The sequence below is a fragment of the Martelella endophytica genome (assembly GCF_000960975.1).
In the GTDB taxonomy this organism is placed as follows: Bacteria; Pseudomonadota; Alphaproteobacteria; order Rhizobiales; family Rhizobiaceae; genus Martelella; species Martelella endophytica.
Map to the genome: position 1 here is coordinate 4,288,906 of NZ_CP010803.1, position 16,321 is coordinate 4,305,226.

Here is a 16,321-nt window from a genome sequence, read left to right on the forward strand (position 1 = left end):
GTTACTTCCTCTTCGCCTTCTTGTCGGCGCCGTGACCGTAATAGGTCCGCGTCGGTGCAAACTCACCGAACTTGTGGCCGACCATCTCTTCCGAAACGGATACCGGAATATGCTTCGATCCGTTGTAGACGCCGAAGGTCAGACCGACGAACTGCGGCATGATCGTGGAGCGGCGGCTCCAGATCTTGATCACTTCGTGGCGACCGCCTTCACGCACCTTCTCAGCCTTCTTGAGAAGATAGCCGTCAACAAACGGTCCCTTCCATACTGAACGAGCCATCTAGGACTACCTCTCTTACTTCTTCTTCTGGTGGCGCGAGCGCATGATGAACTTGTCGGTCGACTTGTTCTTGCGCGTACGCTTGCCCTTGGTGGGCTTGCCCCAGGGCGAGACCGGGTGACGACCACCCGAGGTGCGACCTTCACCACCACCGTGCGGGTGGTCGATCGGGTTCATGACGACGCCGCGGTTATGCGGACGCTTACCCCGCCAACGCGAACGACCGGCCTTGCCGTCATTCGTGTTGGAATGGTCGGAGTTCGATACAGCGCCGATCGTTGCAAGGCAAGTGCCCGAAACCAGGCGCTGCTCGCCTGAGTTCAAACGCAGGATCGCCATGCCCTGGTCGCGGCCGACGAGCTGAACGTAGGTGCCAGCCGAACGGGCGATCTGGCCGCCCTTGCCCGGCTTCATCTCGACGTTGTGCACGATCGAACCAACCGGCATGTACTGCAGCGGCATGGTGTTGCCAGGCTTGACGTCGATTGCCTTGTCCGAGGCCAGAACCTTGTCGCCGACAGCAAGACGCTGCGGCGCCAGGATGTAAGCCAGCTCACCGTCATCATAGTTGATGAGGGCGATGAAGGCGGAACGGTTCGGGTCGTATTCCAGACGCTCGACGGTGCCTTCGACGCCGAACTTGCGGCGCTTGAAGTCGACGAGACGGTAGCTGCGCTTGTGGCCGCCACCCTGGAAACGGGCCGTGATGCGACCGTAGTTGTTACGGCCGCCCTTGGACGAAAGGCCTTCGGTCAGTGCCTTGACCGGCTTGCCCTTGTAAAGCTCCGACCGGTCGACGATGACCAGCTGCCTCTGGCTCGGCGTTGTCGGATTGAAAGTTTTCAATGCCATCTTATCATTCCCTATTGGGTTTTTACCCTAACGGGCCTGTTCAAACGCCGGTCGTCACGTCTACCGACTGACCTTCGGCCAGCGTGACGATCGCCTTCTTGACGTCCTTCTGCTTGCCGGAGAAATTCCGGAAGCGCTTGATCTTGCCCTTGCGGACGAGCGTGTTGACCGACTTGACCTTGACGCCGAAGAGCTCTTCGACGGCGGCCTTGATTTCGGGCTTGCTCGCATTCTTCGCAACGTTGAACACGACCTGGTTGTTATCGGAAACCAGCGTGGCCTTTTCGGTGATGACCGGCGAAACGATCACGTCGTAATGGCGGATATCGCTCATTTGAATCGCTCCTCCAGAGCTTCGACCGCAGCCTTGGAAAGAACGAGCTTTCCGCGGCGCAGAATGTCGTAAACGTTGATGCCCTGAACCGGCAGAACATCGATGTTCGGAATGTTGCGAGCAGCAAGCTTGAAGTTGCCGTCAACTTCCGAGCCGCCGATGATCAGCGCATTGTCGAGGCCGAGACCGGCGAACTTCGCCAGAAGACCCTTGGTCTTGGCTTCCGAGGCGACCAGATCGTCGATGATGATCAGGTTCTCGGACTTCGCCTTGGTCGAAAGCGCATGCTTCAGAGCCAGAGCACGGAGCTTCTTCGGAAGATCGTGCGCGTGGTCACGGACAACCGGACCATGGGCGCGACCACCGCCGCGGAACTGCGGAGCGCGTGCAGAATGGTGGCGGGCGTTACCCGTGCCCTTCTGCTTGTACATCTTCGAACCGGTGCGGGCGATTTCCGAACGGCCCTTGACCTTGTGCGAACCCTGACGCTTGAGAGCGAGCTGGTAGCGCACCATACGGGCGAGGATGTCTTCGCGCGGTTCCAGGCCGAAGATCTCTTCCTTCAGGCTGAGCGTGCCGGCGTCCTTGCCCTCAAGTGTTTTAACAGTGAGATCCATTATTCGGCTCCATTGGTTTCAGCTGCACGCAGGCCAGCCGGCCGCGGCGCATTTTCAGGAACACCGGACTTCACGGCATCGCGGACGGTGATCCACGCACCCTTCGAACCGGGAACGGCGCCCTTCACGAGGATCAGGCCGCGCTCTTCATCGGTGCGGACAACCTCGAGGTTCTGCGTGGTCACGCGGGTCTGACCCATGTGACCAGCCATCTTCTTGCCCTTCCAGACCTTGCCCGGATCCTGGTTGTTACCGGTCGAACCGTGCGAGCGGTGCGAAACCGAAACACCGTGGGTGGCGCGCAGGCCACCGAAGTTGTGGCGCTTGATCGCACCGGCAAAACCCTTACCGATGGTGGTACCGGTCACGTCGACGAGCTGACCCGAAACGAAGTGGCTGGCCGTCAGTTCGGCGCCGACATCGAGAAGGAAGTCTTCCGATACACGGAACTCGACAACCTTGGCCTTGGGCTCGACGGAGGCCAGGGCGAAATTACCGCGCTCGGCCTTGGTCGTGTTCTTGACCTTCTTGGCGCCGGCGCCGAGCTGAACGGCGGTGTAGCCGTTCTTTTCCTTGGTGCGCGTGCCGACGACCTGGCAGCCGTCCATTCGCAAAACTGTTACAGGGATATGCTCTCCTGCGTCATTGAAGACGCGGGTCATTCCCACCTTCTGTGCTATCACACCTGAACGCATCGGTTCATTCCTTTAAGAGTTCCGGCCGAGGCAATAAGCCCCCGCGTGTCTCCGTTTGGGACATCATCCACGCCGTTTCCGACGTGAAGCGATTGGTCCCGTTTCGTTATTCCCTCGCCCTGAAAATCAGAGCTTGATTTCGACGTCTACGCCAGCGGCCAGATCGAGCTTCATCAGCGCATCGACCGTCTGGGGGGTCGGATCGACGATGTCGAGCAGGCGCTTGTGGGTGCGCATTTCAAACTGCTCGCGGCTCTTCTTGTCGATATGCGGACCGCGGTTGACGGTGAACTTCTCGATCCGGGTCGGCAGCGGAACCGGACCGCGCACATTGGCGCCGGTACGCTTGGCCGTGGAAACGATCTCACGCGTCGAGGCATCAAGGATCCGGTGATCAAACGCCTTCAGGCGGATGCGGATATTCTGGCCGTTCATGCGACTCGTCCTTGTCTTCTTATTCTCTCCGCCGTCTCGTCATCGATCGGGCGCGTTGTTAACTTCAGTTCCGGGCTTGCCGGCTTTCCAAATATCTGCAGGGGCGGGTAACCCGCCCCTACGAAATCGGCCTCAAGCCCGAAGGCCCGTCGATTACTCGACGATCGAAGCGACGATGCCGGCGCCGACGGTGCGGCCGCCTTCGCGGATCGCGAAGCGCAGCTTTTCTTCCATCGCGATCGGAACGATCAGCTGAACGTCAACAGTGACGTTGTCGCCAGGCATGACCATTTCCGTGCCTTCCGGAAGCGTCACGATGCCGGTCACGTCCGTCGTGCGGAAATAGAACTGCGGACGGTAGTTCGTGAAGAACGGCGTGTGACGGCCACCCTCTTCCTTCGTCAGGATGTAGGCTTCAGCCTTGAACTTCGTGTGCGGCGTAACAGAGCCGGGCTTGCAGAGGATCTGGCCACGCTCGACCTGGTCACGGTTGATACCGCGGATCAGCGCGCCGATGTTGTCGCCTGCCTGGCCCTGGTCGAGCAGCTTGCGGAACATTTCAACGCCGGTAACCGTCGTCTTCTGCGTCGGGTTGATACCGACGATTTCGACTTCTTCACCAACCTTGACGATGCCGCGCTCGACACGGCCGGTCACGACCGTACCACGACCCGAGATCGAGAAAACGTCTTCGATCGGCATCAGGAACGGCTGGTCAACCGGACGCTCAGGCGTCGGGATGTAGTCGTCGACAGCAGCCATCAACTCGCGGATCGCGTCTTCGCCGATCTTCTTGTCCGAATCTTCCAGAGCAGCAAGAGCAGAGCCCTTGATGATCGGGATTTCGTCGCCGGGGAACTCGTAAGAGTCGAGCAGCTCGCGAACTTCCATTTCGACGAGCTCGAGAAGCTCTTCGTCGTCGACCTGGTCAACCTTGTTGAGGAACACGACGATCGCCGGAACGCCAACCTGACGGGCAAGCAGGATGTGCTCGCGGGTCTGCGGCATCGGGCCGTCGGCAGCCGAGCAAACCAGGATCGCGCCGTCCATCTGGGCAGCACCGGTGATCATGTTCTTGACGTAGTCGGCGTGGCCGGGGCAGTCGACGTGCGCGTAGTGGCGCTTGTCGGTTTCATACTCGACGTGTGCCGTCGAGATGGTGATGCCACGGGCCTTTTCTTCCGGGGCCGCGTCGATCTGGTCGTAGGCGCGGAAATCACCGAAATACTTCGTGATCGCAGCCGTCAGCGACGTCTTACCATGGTCAACGTGGCCGATCGTGCCGATGTTTACGTGCGGCTTGCTCCGCTCAAACTTTGCTTTTGCCATTTTAAGGCTCCTATTCTTTCAGAACCCGCGACGGGGTTATTGCTATTCGACGTAACGGGTAACCCCGGTCACTTCTGACCGGAGTACTTTGCCTGAATTTCCTGTGCGACGTTCGACGGTACCGGCGCATTGTGGTCGAAGACCATCGAATACTGGGCACGGCCCTGCGACATCGAGCGCAGGTTGTCGACGTACTTGAACATGTTGGCGAGCGGGACCTGCGCCTCAATCACGACGGCATTGCCGCGCGATTCCTGGCCCTGGATCTGGCCACGGCGGGAGTTCAGGTCGCCGATGACGTCGCCAACATAATCTTCCGGGGTCACAACCTCGACATCCATGATCGGCTCGAGCAGCTGGGCACCGGCCTTGCGGGCCGCTTCGCGGAAGCATGCACGGGCAGCGATTTCGAAGGCGAGAACCGACGAGTCAACGTCATGGTAAGCACCATCGAGAAGCGTCGCCTTGATGCCGAGCATCGGGAAGCCCGCGAGCGGACCGGACGACAGAACGCTTTCGATACCCTTCTGGACACCGGGGATGTATTCCTTCGGAACGGAACCGCCGACGATCTTGGATTCGAAAACGAATTCCTCGCCATCCGGGTTCGGTTCGAACAGGATCTTGACGCGCGCGAACTGACCCGAACCACCCGACTGCTTCTTGTGGGTGTAGTCTTCTTCGTGCGCGGCCGTGATGGTTTCGCGGTAGGCAACCTGCGGCGCACCGACGTTGGCCTCGACCTTGAACTCGCGCTTCATGCGGTCGACGAGAATGTCGAGATGAAGCTCGCCCATGCCAGCGATGATGGTCTGGCCGGATTCTTCGTCGGTCTTGACGCGGAAGGACGGATCCTCGGCAGCCAGACGGTTGAGCGCGAGACCCATCTTTTCCTGATCGCCCTTGGTCTTCGGTTCGATCGCGATCTGGATAACCGGCTCGGGGAATTCCATGCGCTCCAGGATAACCTGCTTCAGCGGGTCGCAGAGCGTGTCACCGGTCGTGGTTTCCTTCAGGCCGGCCAGGGCAACAATGTCACCAGCATAGGCAACGTCGATGTCCGAACGGGAGTTCGAGTGCATCTGCAGCATACGGCCGACGCGCTCGCGCTTTTCCTTGACCGTGTTCATGACCGACGAACCCTTCTCGATCGTGCCGGAATAAACGCGGCAGAACGTCAGGGAGCCCACGAAGGGGTCGTTCATGATCTTGAAGGCCAGCATGGAAAGCGGCTCTTCGTCGTCAGCGTGACGCTCGATTTCGCCTTCGGTCTTGACGTCGATACCCTTGATCGCAGGGATATCGATCGGCGACGGCAGGAAGTCGACAACAGCGTCGAGAAGCGGCTGAACGCCCTTGTTCTTGAAGGCCGAACCACACAGCATCGGGAAGAACTGCACGTCGATCGTGCCGCGACGGATGAGCTGACGGATCTTGTCGTTGTCGGGCATTTCGCCTTCAAGGTAGGCTTCCATAGCCGCCTCGTCGACCTCGACGATCGTTTCGATCATCAGTTCGCGGTATTCTTCAGCCTTTTCCTTCATGTCAGCCGGAATGTCGGTGACATCCCACTGCGCACCAAGATGCTCGCCGTCCCAGACGAGAGCCTTCATCTCGATCAGGTCGATCACGCCGGCAAAGTCGTTTTCAGCGCCGATCGGCAGCTGAATGACAACCGGGATCGCGCCGAGACGGGACTTGACCATGGACACCGAGCGATAGAAGTCGGCGCCGATCTTGTCCATCTTGTTGCAGAAGATCATCCGCGGAACGTTGTACTTGTCGGCCTGGCGCCAGACGGTTTCCGTCTGCGGCTCGACACCGGCATTGGCGTCGAGAAGCGCGACAGCACCGTCGAGAACGCGCAGCGAACGCTCGACTTCGATGGTGAAGTCAACGTGTCCGGGAGTGTCGATGATGTTGAAGCGACGCTTCTTGCCGTCGCGGCCCTGCCAGAAGGTGGTGGTGGCAGCGGACGTGATCGTGATGCCACGCTCCTGCTCCTGCTCCATCCAGTCCATCGTGGCCGCGCCGTCGTGAACTTCACCGATCTTGTGGGACTTGCCGGTGTAGAAGAGGATGCGCTCGGTCGTCGTGGTCTTGCCAGCGTCGATGTGCGCCATGATACCGAAATTACGGTAGTCTTCGATTTTATATTCGCGAGCCATGATGTTAGGCCTTCCCTCGGATCTTGATTACCAGCGGTAATGCGAGAATGCGCGGTTCGCGTCAGCCATCTTGTGCGTGTCTTCACGCTTCTTGACAGCCGAACCACGGTTGTTCGCCGCATCCATGAGCTCGCCCGAAAGGCGCTCGATCATGGTGGTTTCGTTGCGCTTGCGGGCAGCAGCGATCATCCAGCGGATGGCGAGTGCCTGGCGGCGCTCCGGACGAACGTCAACCGGAACCTGATAGGTCGCACCACCAACGCGGCGGGAACGGACCTCGACGTGCGGCGCGACGTTGTCGAGCGCCTGATGGAAGACCTCGACCGGGTCCTGCTTCATCTTGCCTTCGACGGCGTCGAGCGCACCGTAGACGATCGACTCTGCGACCGACTTCTTGCCGTGCAGCATGACGGCATTCATGAACTTGGTGACAACCAGATCGCCGAACTTCGGATCCGGGTTGATCTCACGCTTTTCTGCACTGTGGCGTCGTGACATGCTTTTGTCTCTCAACAGTTGCGGCGCTTAAAACGCGGAGAACCTCGCGCAGCGCCAGAGAAATGAAAACCGAATTACTTCGGACGCTTCGCACCGTACTTCGAACGACGCTGCTTACGATTCTTAACGCCCTGGGTATCGAGCACACCACGGATGATGTGGTAGCGGACACCCGGAAGGTCCTTGACGCGGCCGCCGCGGATCATGACGACGGAGTGTTCCTGCAGGTTGTGGCCTTCACCCGGGATATAACCGATGACTTCGAAGCCATTGGTCAGACGGATCTTGGCAACCTTACGCAGAGCCGAGTTCGGCTTCTTCGGCGTCGTCGTGTAGACGCGGGTGCAGACGCCGCGCTTCTGCGGGTTCTGTTCCAGCGCGGGAACCTTGTTCCGCTTGACCTGGGGCTGGCGCGGCTTGCGGATCAGTTGGTTTACGGTAGGCATATACCCATCCCTTAATATTCGTGTCTCATCGCCCTTCTGGGGCATTTCATGCCGTCGCCGGCGATAAAGAAGCACATAAACGCCTATATGCGCACAAGCACGGCCCGACCCGCCTACCCGGCAGATGGACCTTAAAGCAGAGGACACAGGCGCCTTGCCGCGTCATGCGTGCAGCATTTTGATCTTCAACGTGCTGTTTAGAACCTAGTCCGAGGTGAACTCCGGGACATTTGGCTTCCCGAACGGCCAAGCCTCACTTGGGTTCTGTTGGCGCCGACATACTCAAATCCCTTGTCTTCGTCAAGGGCGCCGGCGGAAAATCTTAACCCTGAGGCGCTGTCTGGCAGGGCTTTAGGGGCGGCATTCCCGAGTTCGGCAATTTTCGGCATTCCTTGTAGCGATTGACGCAAGAAAATGTCAGTCGCCCCTTTTCCCCCGTGGTCCAAGGCGAATCTGGCGGGTGATGCCGATTCTGGCGAGGAACACCGGATCGTGGCTGACCACGAGCAAGGCGCCGTCATAGGCATTGAGCCCCGTCTCTAGCGTGGCCAGCGTGTCGAGATCAAGGTGGTTGGTGGGTTCATCCAGGATCAGGAGCTGCGCCGGCCTGCTGCCGCCGATCGCAACCGCAAGCCCTGCCCTGAGCGTCTCCCCGCCGCTCAGCGTCGCAACCTGCCTGAGGGCGGCATCGGCGCGGAAGCGGAACCGGGCCAGTGTGGCGCGGCAGGCATTTTCGTCATCGTCCGGATTGAGCCGGCGGAAGTTGTCGCGCACCGTCTCTGCTGGATCGAGAAGCGACACGGTCTGGTCGAAGAAGGCATGGGGAACAAGGATCTCTGCTTTGCCTGACAGCGGCCGACACCGGCCCGCGAGGTGCTTCAGCAGGGTCGACTTGCCCGTGCCGTTCGCCCCGGAAATCGCCACCCGCTCCGGCCCGGCCATCTCGAAGGTGAGATCGGCAAAGAGGGGCACTTCGGGGCGATATCCGCCGCAAAGGCCGGTCACGCTGATTACGTGCCTGCTGGAAGCGAGCCCCGAAGGCGAGAGCGCGACGGCGAAGGGCTGGACCACCTCGAAGCGCGCCTTGGCGGAAGCGAGCCGCTCTTCGGCCTGCTCCATCTGCCGCTGCGACAGATCCCTTTGACGCGCGGCCGTTGCCTCGGACGTCGCCTTCATACCGTCGAGCATCATCTTGGGCATATCCCCACGCTTGCGCAGCGCCCTTCCCCTTGAATCAGTCCTCGCCTTGCGCTCGCTCCTCTGGCGGACCACCCCGGCCACCCTGCGGCTTTCCTTTTCCGCCTCGCCCAGCGCATGTTCGCGCGCCTGACGCTCGGCCTCCTTTTCCGCTTCATAGAAGCCGAAATTGCCGCCGTAGCGGGTCATCCCAAGTGAGGTCAGTTCGACGATCGCGTCCATCGCCTCCAGCAGCGCCCTGTCGTGGCTGACCACGAGCGCTCCGCCGCTGAACGCATGCAGGAATTGCAGAAGCGCGTCGCGCCCATCCGCATCGAGATTGTTGGTGGGCTCGTCGAGCAGGATGAAGTCCGGCTCATCGAAGAGCAATGCTGCCAGCCGGCCGCGGGTCATCTCACCACCCGAAAGCCGGGCGAGCGGCGTGGCGAGCGGGAAGGCCAGGCCGAAGCGGGCGAGTGCGGCCTCCGCCCTCTCCTCCGCCGCCCAGTCGATGCCGGCGATGAGTTCGGCGTCCGCCTCACCCCGTCCCGCCCGCTCGATCGCCTCGAGGTTCGCCGCGATGCCGAAAAGCGAGGCCAGCGTTTCCCGCTCGCCCGCAGCAACCGATTGCTCGAGCCTGGCGATGCGGCCATTGACCTCGACACTGCCGGACGCCGGCGACAGTTCGCCGGCAATGAGTTTCAGCAGGGTGGTCTTGCCGACGCCATTGCGACCGACAAAGCCGGTCAGGCCCTTGCCGAACACTGCGGAAATATCTTTGAAAAGCGTGTGGCTGTCAGCAGTGCTGTAGGACAGGCAGGAAAGCGTGATTGACGCATGCATGGATAGAATTCTCCCTCGAAGCCAGAACGTGTGCTGTCTTGAGGTGAGAAATCATCGTCGTGTGCATCCCTTCGCTTTCAATGACCTCTCTATACGCGCCTTTTGCTGTTTGCTCAAGGCGCGACTGCGGTCAGAAGGTGGCCTGGGAGCTTGGAAGCTTCACGAAACCGGCCCGCTTCCAAGGGTGAACTGTCCGAAGTTCGGAAACGCAGACGAAGCGGTATTGCCGTCATGCGGCAGCGGCTTGGCGATCTCCATCTCGCGCTGGAACAGCGCCCACTGATTGCCGCCGAGCATCTGCTGCGTGCCTGACCAGCCAGTGGAGCCGGCAAGCCAGATCAATTCAGCATAGCGCGCCTGCTGCACTGCGGATGCGACCGTTCCGGAGCCGTAGACACCCACCCTGTAAGCGCCTTGCAGCGCCGCATCGACGGCGGCGAAATAGGCCTTGATGCTCTGCAGATCGGCGCTCGAGTCGTAGTCATAATCGACCGAGAAATAGATCGCCGAGCCGTGCGGCTGGCCGATCTCTCCGGCAAGCTTCAGTGCCTGTGTGGCATCGCGGCTGCCGGTCTCGCCATCGAGATCGCTGATCTTGCCGCCCGCCCCGCCGGTCTGCTCGAAGACGACGGCCATCGACAGTCCCGCCGCCGCGAGAGCGATGGCCTCATCCGCGCCGAATTGCTTCTCCGGCAGAGACGATGAATCCTCAAGATTGTAGTAGCGGATGACGGTCTCGACACCGCCGCTTTTGAGCTGGGGAATATAGGAGGTTGTATCCCACGGAGTGTCGATGATCGTGTACATCAGGAGTCATCCTTGCCTGGCCTTAATGCAACTTATGGTATATATTTTCCATAAAAGCAACCAGCTAAAAACGAGGGTCGCAATCTTCCCCTCGATTGCGGTATCATTCCGACAGCTGGCCAAACGCCAAATATCCTCCCCCTCCCCGCGCTCATCGCGAAGGAGGTCGATCATCAGCTTCAGAGAAAGGCCCGACATGATTGCCATACCCGGCTACACCAGCGACGGCGAGCGCATGATCTTCATCATCACCGGCAAGGTCTATCACGAATGGAACGGCGATACCGAGGTCCACGTGCTGATCGCCGCCCCCGACGAGGACACCGCTGTCCGCAACACGCTGAACGCGCTCGCCAATGAAGGCTATTCTGAAGCCGACCTCGACCAGATCGGCCTGATCACCGAGATCCCCGACGAAGAACCCCACGCCTCCGCCTACCAGACGGCGATGGAAGGCGAAGTGGCGATTGTGAAGCTTTCATAGGAGTAGCCACTCTCCTTCTCGTGTCGAAAGAGCCCCACCTCTGTCGGCATAGGCTTTTTAAAGAGTACGCCCCTAGGACGAAGCCGTGGAACCGGCCAATTCCGGCGTGGTTCGTGTAGCCGAACATAGGCACGGCAATGTCGCACTGTTGCGTCCTGTCGGAATGCGGCGCGTTGCCTCCAGACGCCTCGCCTCCAGGTATTTGACGGTCCAGTGAGCATCACAGTCTTCCGGCCAAGCATTGCCGGTTTGTCCTTCTTGGTACCCGGGCTATCGCCCGCCCTGATCGCATCTTTTCGTCCTGAAGGTTGGGCTGGAAAATACTCCATCGCACCGTACCCAAAACAGTGGAAAATCCGTGATGTTAATGCAAAAATAACATATTCATATAAAACTACTAATAAATTACGTTTATTTTAAATTTTACATTTATATTGACTATTATTTCATTTATTCTAAGTTAAATTATTATTATTAATACTGGGAGCTAAACATGTCATTAGAAAATGTATCAAACAGATCTCTTTACGATTTGGTTGTAACAAAACTAGAAGATACAAAAAATAACGTTCTTGTACCGGCCGGACAAACTATGGTTGGTTTAGGATACTGGACACCTTGGGTAGACAATCAGCATGAACTTCAAACTAAATCCATCGTTATCGTCGTTGGAAACTCAGGATCGAATACCTCAGGATATTTTCTTTTCGAACACGATGGAAAAATTTATACGGCACTTCGGTTTGAAAAAAAGAGGCAGCTACTCGATAATAAGAAAAACTTTAATCTGATTGTCGACAACAACGATATTTGGATGGAACAGTAACGGGCGCAAAGCATAGTGAATTGAACGACTAGACATTGACTATTTTCGATCCAGAGTGAAAATACCGTTTACACGCCCGCAAGCAGATTTCACTTTATTGACCGAATAACCGCGTCGCACACATCTTCTAGACATGAAAAGGCCCAGCAGATCGATCTGCCGGGCCTTTCTTTGTCGTCTCATGATATCCGCGGGGCCTATTCGCCCGGCTGCGGCTCTTCGTTCATCTGCGACAGCATCGGCGTCGCCTCGTCGGCGCCGGAAGCCTTGCGGCGGGCGTCGATGATGAGGTCGTCGCGGGTCGTCGCGATGCGGCGGATCTGCGACATCGCGCGGCCGGTACCGGCCGGGATCAGACGACCGACGATGATGTTTTCCTTCAGGCCCTGCAGGGTATCGACCTTGCCGGCAATTGCCGCTTCGGTCAGCACCTTGGTGGTTTCCTGGAAGGAAGCCGCCGAGAAGAAGGACGGGGTCTGCAGCGAAGCCTTGGTGATGCCAAGCAGCACCGGCTCGCCTTCGGCAGGACGCTTGCCCTGCTCGATCAGCGCCTCGTTCATGTTCTCGAAGGCGATCGCCTCGACAACATCACCCGTGATGTACTCGCTGTCGCCCGAAGCCGTGATCTCGATCTTCTGCAGCATCTGGCGAACGATCACCTCGATGTGCTTGTCGTTGATCACAACGCCCTGCAGACGGTAGACTTCCTGGATCTCGTTGACGAGGTAGGAAGCCAGCGCCTCGACGCCCTTGATCGCAAGGATGTCGTGCGGAGCCGGGTTGCCGTCGAGAATGTAGTCGCCCTTCTCGATGTAGTCGCCATCCTGCAGATGGAACGGCTTGGCCTTCGGAATGAGATATTCCACCGGCTCGACACCATCTTCCGCAGGCTCGATCTGGATGCGGCGCTTGTTCTTGTAGTCGCGGCCGAAGCGGATCGTACCGTCGATCTCGGCGATCACGGCATGGTCCTTCGGACGGCGGGCTTCGAACAGTTCCGCAACGCGCGGCAAACCACCGGTAATGTCCTTGGTCTTGGCGCTTTCCAGCGGCGAACGCGCAAGCACGTCACCCTGGCTGACCTTCTGGCCCGGCTCGACCGAGAGGATCGCGTCAACCGACAGCGGCAGGCGGGCTTCGCCACCACGCGGCAGCTTCATCACCTCGCCATCGGCGTCCTTGATCACGATCGCCGGCTTCAGGTCGGAACCGCGCGGCGTCGAGCGCCAGTCGATGACCGAACGCTTGGTGAAGCCGGTGGCCTCGTCCGTCGTTTCGGTGACCGACAGACCTTCGACGAGGTCCTCGAAGTCGACCGTACCGGAGACTTCCGTCATCATCGGGCGGGTATAGGGGTCCCATTCCGCCAGACGCTGACCGCGGCGAACGGTGTCGCCATCGTCCACGAACAGCTTCGAACCATAGGCAACCTTCTGCGACGACCGCTCCTGATCGCGCTGGTCGAGGATCTGGATCGCCATGTTGCGGCCCATCGCCACCAGAACGCCGTCGGAGTTGCGCAGAACGTTGCGGTTCTTGATCCGCACGGTGCCCTCGTAAGAGGATTCCAGGAACGACTGGTCAACCACGGTTGCCGTACCACCAAGGTGGAACGTGCGCATGGTCAGCTGCGTACCGGGCTCACCGATCGACTGCGCGGCAATGACGCCGACAGCTTCGCCGATGTTGACCGGGGTACCACGGGCAAGGTCGCGACCGTAGCAGACCTGGCAGACGCCGGTCTGCACTTCGCAGGTCAGCGCCGAACGGATCTGGACGGACTGGATGCCCGAGGCCTCGATCTTGATGACATCGGCTTCGTTGATCTGACGACCGGCCTCGACGATGAGTTCGCCGGTGACCGGATCCTCGATGTCGACGAGAGCCGCACGACCCAGCACGCGCTGGCCGATCGAGGCAACCACCTGGCCGGCATCGACGATGGCCGTCATGGTCAGGCCCTTGTCGGTACCGCAATCCGGCGTGTTGACGATGCAGTCCTGTGCGACGTCGACGAGACGACGGGTCAGGTAGCCCGAGTTCGCGGTCTTCAGGGCGGTATCGGCCAGCCCCTTACGGGCACCGTGTGACGAGTTGAAGTACTCGTTCACGGTCAGGCCTTCCTTGAAGTTCGAGATGATCGGGGTCTCGATGATTTCGCCGGACGGCTTGGCCATCAGGCCGCGCATGCCGCCGAGCTGACGCATCTGGTTCACCGAACCACGCGCGCCCGAATGGCTCATCATGTAGATCGAGTTCATCTGCTTCTGACGACCGGTCTCCGGGTCGAATTCGACCGCGCGAATGCGGGCCATCATCTCTTCGGTGACCTTCTCGGTAGCCTTGCCCCAGGCATCAACGACCTTGTTGTACTTTTCGCCCTGGGTGATCAGGCCGTCATTGTACTGCTGCTCGTACTCCTTCACGAGAGCTTCGGTCTCGGCAACGATCGTGTGCTTGGCATCCGGGATCACCATGTCGTCCTTGCCGAACGAAATGCCGGCGCGGCAGGCATGGCCGAAGCCGAGCTGCATGATCCGGTCGCAGAAGATCACAGTGTCCTTCTGGCCGCAGTGACGATAGACCGTGTCGATCATCTTGGAGATGTTCTTCTTGGTCATTTCCTGGTTGCAGGTCTCGAACGGCACGGCAGCGTTCTTCGGCAGAAGTTCGCCGATGATCATGCGGCCGGGCGTGGTTTCGTAGATCTTGGAGACCTCGTTGCCATCCTCGTCAACGGTCTTGAAGCGACCCTTGATCTTGGTGTGCAGCGTGACGACCTTGTTCTCCAGCGCGTGATGCAGTTCGCCCATGTCGGCAAACGCCATGCCCTCGCCCGGCTCCTTCTCGTTCATGATCGAGAGGTAGTAGAGGCCGAGAACCATGTCCTGCGACGGCACGATGATCGGCTGACCATTGGCCGGGTGCAGGATGTTGTTGGTCGACATCATCAGCACGCGGGCTTCAAGCTGGGCTTCGAGCGACAGCGGCACGTGAACGGCCATCTGGTCACCATCGAAGTCGGCGTTGAAGGCCGTGCAGACGAGCGGATGCAGCTGGATCGCCTTGCCTTCGACCAGCGTCGGTTCGAAGGCCTGGATACCCAGACGGTGCAGCGTCGGCGCGCGGTTCAGGAGAACCGGATGCTCGCGGATGACCTCGTCGAGGATATCCCAGACTTCCGGACGCTCCTTCTCAACCAGCTTCTTCGCCTGCTTGACGGTCGAGGAGTACCCCTTGGCGTCGAGACGGGCGTAGATGAACGGCTTGAACAGCTCGAGCGCCATCTTCTTCGGCAGGCCGCACTGGTGCAGCTTCAGCTCCGGACCGGTCACGATGACCGAACGGCCGGAATAGTCGACGCGCTTGCCGAGCAGGTTCTGACGGAAGCGGCCCTGCTTGCCCTTCAGCATGTCGGAGAGCGACTTCAGCGGACGCTTGTTCGCGCCGGTGATGACGCGGCCGCGACGGCCGTTGTCGAACAGCGCATCAACCGATTCCTGAAGCATGCGCTTCTCGTTCCGGATGATGATGCCCGGCGCGCGCAGCTCGATGAGACGCTTCAGACGGTTGTTACGGTTGATCACGCGACGATAGAGATCGTTGAGGTCGGAGGTCGCAAAGCGGCCGCCGTCCAGCGGAACCAGCGGTCTGAGGTCCGGCGGGATCACGGGAACGACCTTCATGATCATCCATTCCGGACGGTTGCCGGATTCGATGAAGTTCTCGACGATCTTCAGACGCTTCAGAAGCTTCTTCTGCTTCAGGTCGGACGTGGTCTCGGCAAGCTCGGCACGCAGGTCGCCGGCGATCTTCTCCAGATCCATGCTGGCGAGCATCTCGTAGATGGCTTCAGCACCGATATTGGCCGAGAACTGGTCCTCGCCGAATTCGTCGACGGCGAGCATGTACTCTTCTTCCGAAAGGAGCTGGTTCTCCTTCAGGTCGGTGAGGCCGGGCTCGGTGACGATGTAGTTTTCGAAATAGAGAACGCGCTCGACATCCTTCAGCGTCATGTCGAGAAGGGTCGAGATACGGCTCGGAAGCGACTTCAGGAACCAGATATGGGCAACCGGAGCAGCAAGCTCGATATGACCCATACGCTCACGGCGAACGCGCGACAGCGTCACTTCGACGCCGCACTTTTCGCAGATGATGCCCTTGTACTTCATGCGCTTGTACTTGCCGCACAGGCATTCGTAGTCCTTGATCGGACCAAAGATGCGCGCGCAGAACAGGCCGTCGCGCTCGGGCTTGAACGTACGATAGTTGATGGTTTCCGGCTTCTTGATTTCGCCATAAGACCAGGAAAGGATCTTTTCCGGGCTGGCGATCGAGATCCGGATCGAATCAAAGACCTGCGCAGGCGCCTGCGGATTGAAAAGATTCATGACCTCTTGGTTCATGCCTGTCTCCTTGATGGGCGGCATCGCCCTTGCTGACAGATCACCGACAAAGCCCCGTGGCGGATCAGCTGTCTTTTGAAACGGTTATGGCCGCAAAATGCGGCAAAATTGACATTCCGCGCTTA

Annotated in this window: 15 protein-coding genes; 2 read left to right on the forward strand and 13 right to left on the reverse strand. The window is 59.4% G+C overall.

Annotated features, from left to right (window positions below):
* Position 1 precedes the first annotated feature (1 nt).
* From rpsS to TM49_RS22790, 12 genes are all read right to left on the reverse strand, one after another.
* On the reverse strand, positions 2 to 280 hold the full coding sequence (rpsS, locus tag TM49_RS19945) for a 30S ribosomal protein S19 (RefSeq protein WP_024708105.1): 279 nt from the start codon (positions 278 to 280) through the stop codon (positions 2 to 4).
* Positions 281 to 295: 15 nt separating this feature from the next.
* On the reverse strand, positions 296 to 1,132 hold the full coding sequence (rplB, locus tag TM49_RS19950; protein WP_045683805.1) for a 50S ribosomal protein L2: 837 nt from the start codon (positions 1,130 to 1,132) through the stop codon (positions 296 to 298).
* A 40-nt stretch (positions 1,133 to 1,172) separates the two neighbouring features.
* Positions 1,173 to 1,466 (reverse strand): 50S ribosomal protein L23, encoded by a 294-nt coding sequence (locus TM49_RS19955; RefSeq protein ID WP_045683807.1) that lies wholly within the window; start codon positions 1,464 to 1,466, stop codon positions 1,173 to 1,175.
* On the reverse strand, positions 1,463 to 2,083 hold the full coding sequence (gene rplD, locus TM49_RS19960; RefSeq protein ID WP_045683808.1) for a 50S ribosomal protein L4: 621 nt from the start codon (positions 2,081 to 2,083) through the stop codon (positions 1,463 to 1,465). The genes TM49_RS19955 and rplD overlap by 4 nt, the downstream gene beginning before the upstream one ends.
* Positions 2,083 to 2,778, reverse strand: coding sequence for a 50S ribosomal protein L3 (gene rplC / locus TM49_RS19965; protein ID WP_045683810.1), 696 nt, complete (start codon positions 2,776 to 2,778; stop codon positions 2,083 to 2,085). The genes rplD and rplC overlap by 1 nt, the downstream gene beginning before the upstream one ends.
* Before the next feature lie 126 nt (positions 2,779 to 2,904).
* Positions 2,905 to 3,213, reverse strand: coding sequence for a 30S ribosomal protein S10 (gene rpsJ, locus TM49_RS19970; RefSeq protein WP_018065614.1), 309 nt, complete (start codon positions 3,211 to 3,213; stop codon positions 2,905 to 2,907).
* A 153-nt stretch (positions 3,214 to 3,366) separates the two neighbouring features.
* Positions 3,367 to 4,542 (reverse strand): elongation factor Tu, encoded by a 1,176-nt coding sequence (tuf, locus tag TM49_RS19975; protein ID WP_045683812.1) that lies wholly within the window; start codon positions 4,540 to 4,542, stop codon positions 3,367 to 3,369.
* Positions 4,543 to 4,610: 68 nt separating this feature from the next.
* Positions 4,611 to 6,710, reverse strand: coding sequence for an elongation factor G (gene fusA, locus TM49_RS19980; protein ID WP_045683814.1), 2,100 nt, complete (start codon positions 6,708 to 6,710; stop codon positions 4,611 to 4,613).
* Between the two features lie 27 nt (positions 6,711 to 6,737).
* Positions 6,738 to 7,208, reverse strand: a complete 471-nt coding sequence (gene rpsG / locus TM49_RS19985; protein WP_045683816.1) for a 30S ribosomal protein S7 — start codon at positions 7,206 to 7,208, stop codon at positions 6,738 to 6,740.
* Between the two features lie 74 nt (positions 7,209 to 7,282).
* The gene (gene rpsL / locus TM49_RS19990) at positions 7,283 to 7,654 is read right to left on the reverse strand and encodes a 30S ribosomal protein S12 (protein WP_018065617.1); all 372 of its coding nucleotides are present in this window, start codon (positions 7,652 to 7,654) and stop codon (positions 7,283 to 7,285) included.
* 417 nt (positions 7,655 to 8,071) lie between these two features.
* On the reverse strand, positions 8,072 to 9,673 hold the full coding sequence (locus TM49_RS19995) for an ABC-F family ATP-binding cassette domain-containing protein (protein ID WP_045683818.1): 1,602 nt from the start codon (positions 9,671 to 9,673) through the stop codon (positions 8,072 to 8,074).
* Between the two features lie 159 nt (positions 9,674 to 9,832).
* Positions 9,833 to 10,480: a glycoside hydrolase domain-containing protein gene (locus TM49_RS22790; RefSeq protein WP_052699959.1), complete on the reverse strand. Its 648-nt coding sequence runs from the start codon at positions 10,478 to 10,480 to the stop codon at positions 9,833 to 9,835.
* Positions 10,481 to 10,676: 196 nt separating this feature from the next.
* On the opposite strand from TM49_RS22790, the gene TM49_RS20010 reads away from it, so the two are divergent.
* Positions 10,677 to 10,964, forward strand: a complete 288-nt coding sequence (locus TM49_RS20010) for a hypothetical protein (protein ID WP_045683821.1) — start codon at positions 10,677 to 10,679, stop codon at positions 10,962 to 10,964.
* A 493-nt stretch (positions 10,965 to 11,457) separates the two neighbouring features.
* Positions 11,458 to 11,790, forward strand: a complete 333-nt coding sequence (locus TM49_RS23540) for a hypothetical protein (protein ID WP_144409625.1) — start codon at positions 11,458 to 11,460, stop codon at positions 11,788 to 11,790.
* Positions 11,791 to 11,987: 197 nt separating this feature from the next.
* Here TM49_RS23540 and rpoC read toward each other — a convergent pair whose 3' ends face one another.
* Positions 11,988 to 16,196: a DNA-directed RNA polymerase subunit beta' gene (gene rpoC / locus TM49_RS20015; RefSeq protein WP_045685553.1), complete on the reverse strand. Its 4,209-nt coding sequence runs from the start codon at positions 16,194 to 16,196 to the stop codon at positions 11,988 to 11,990.
* Positions 16,197 to 16,321 lie beyond the last annotated feature (125 nt).

Excerpts from the sequence above, each read along its gene's own strand:
- TM49_RS22790 (WP_052699959.1), bottom strand. The coding sequence starts at position 10,480 with ATGTACACGATCATCGACACTCCGTGGGATACAACCTCCTATATTCCC.
- rpsG (WP_045683816.1), bottom strand. The coding sequence starts at position 7,208 with ATGTCACGACGCCACAGTGCAGAAAAGCGTGAGATCAACCCGGATCCG.
- rplD (WP_045683808.1), bottom strand. The coding sequence starts at position 2,083 with ATGGATCTCACTGTTAAAACACTTGAGGGCAAGGACGCCGGCACGCTC.
- rpsJ (WP_018065614.1), bottom strand. The coding sequence starts at position 3,213 with ATGAACGGCCAGAATATCCGCATCCGCCTGAAGGCGTTTGATCACCGG.
- rpsS (WP_024708105.1), bottom strand. The coding sequence starts at position 280 with ATGGCTCGTTCAGTATGGAAGGGACCGTTTGTTGACGGCTATCTTCTC.
- rpsL (WP_018065617.1), bottom strand. The coding sequence starts at position 7,654 with ATGCCTACCGTAAACCAACTGATCCGCAAGCCGCGCCAGCCCCAGGTC.
- fusA (WP_045683814.1), bottom strand. The coding sequence starts at position 6,710 with ATGGCTCGCGAATATAAAATCGAAGACTACCGTAATTTCGGTATCATG.
- TM49_RS19955 (WP_045683807.1), bottom strand. The coding sequence starts at position 1,466 with ATGAGCGATATCCGCCATTACGACGTGATCGTTTCGCCGGTCATCACC.
- TM49_RS20010 (WP_045683821.1), top strand. The coding sequence starts at position 10,677 with ATGATTGCCATACCCGGCTACACCAGCGACGGCGAGCGCATGATCTTC.
- rplC (WP_045683810.1), bottom strand. The coding sequence starts at position 2,778 with ATGCGTTCAGGTGTGATAGCACAGAAGGTGGGAATGACCCGCGTCTTC.
- TM49_RS23540 (WP_144409625.1), top strand. The coding sequence starts at position 11,458 with ATGTCATTAGAAAATGTATCAAACAGATCTCTTTACGATTTGGTTGTA.
- tuf (WP_045683812.1), bottom strand. The coding sequence starts at position 4,542 with ATGGCAAAAGCAAAGTTTGAGCGGAGCAAGCCGCACGTAAACATCGGC.
- TM49_RS19995 (WP_045683818.1), bottom strand. The coding sequence starts at position 9,673 with ATGCATGCGTCAATCACGCTTTCCTGCCTGTCCTACAGCACTGCTGAC.
- rplB (WP_045683805.1), bottom strand. The coding sequence starts at position 1,132 with ATGGCATTGAAAACTTTCAATCCGACAACGCCGAGCCAGAGGCAGCTG.
- rpoC (WP_045685553.1), bottom strand. The coding sequence starts at position 16,196 with ATGAACCAAGAGGTCATGAATCTTTTCAATCCGCAGGCGCCTGCGCAG.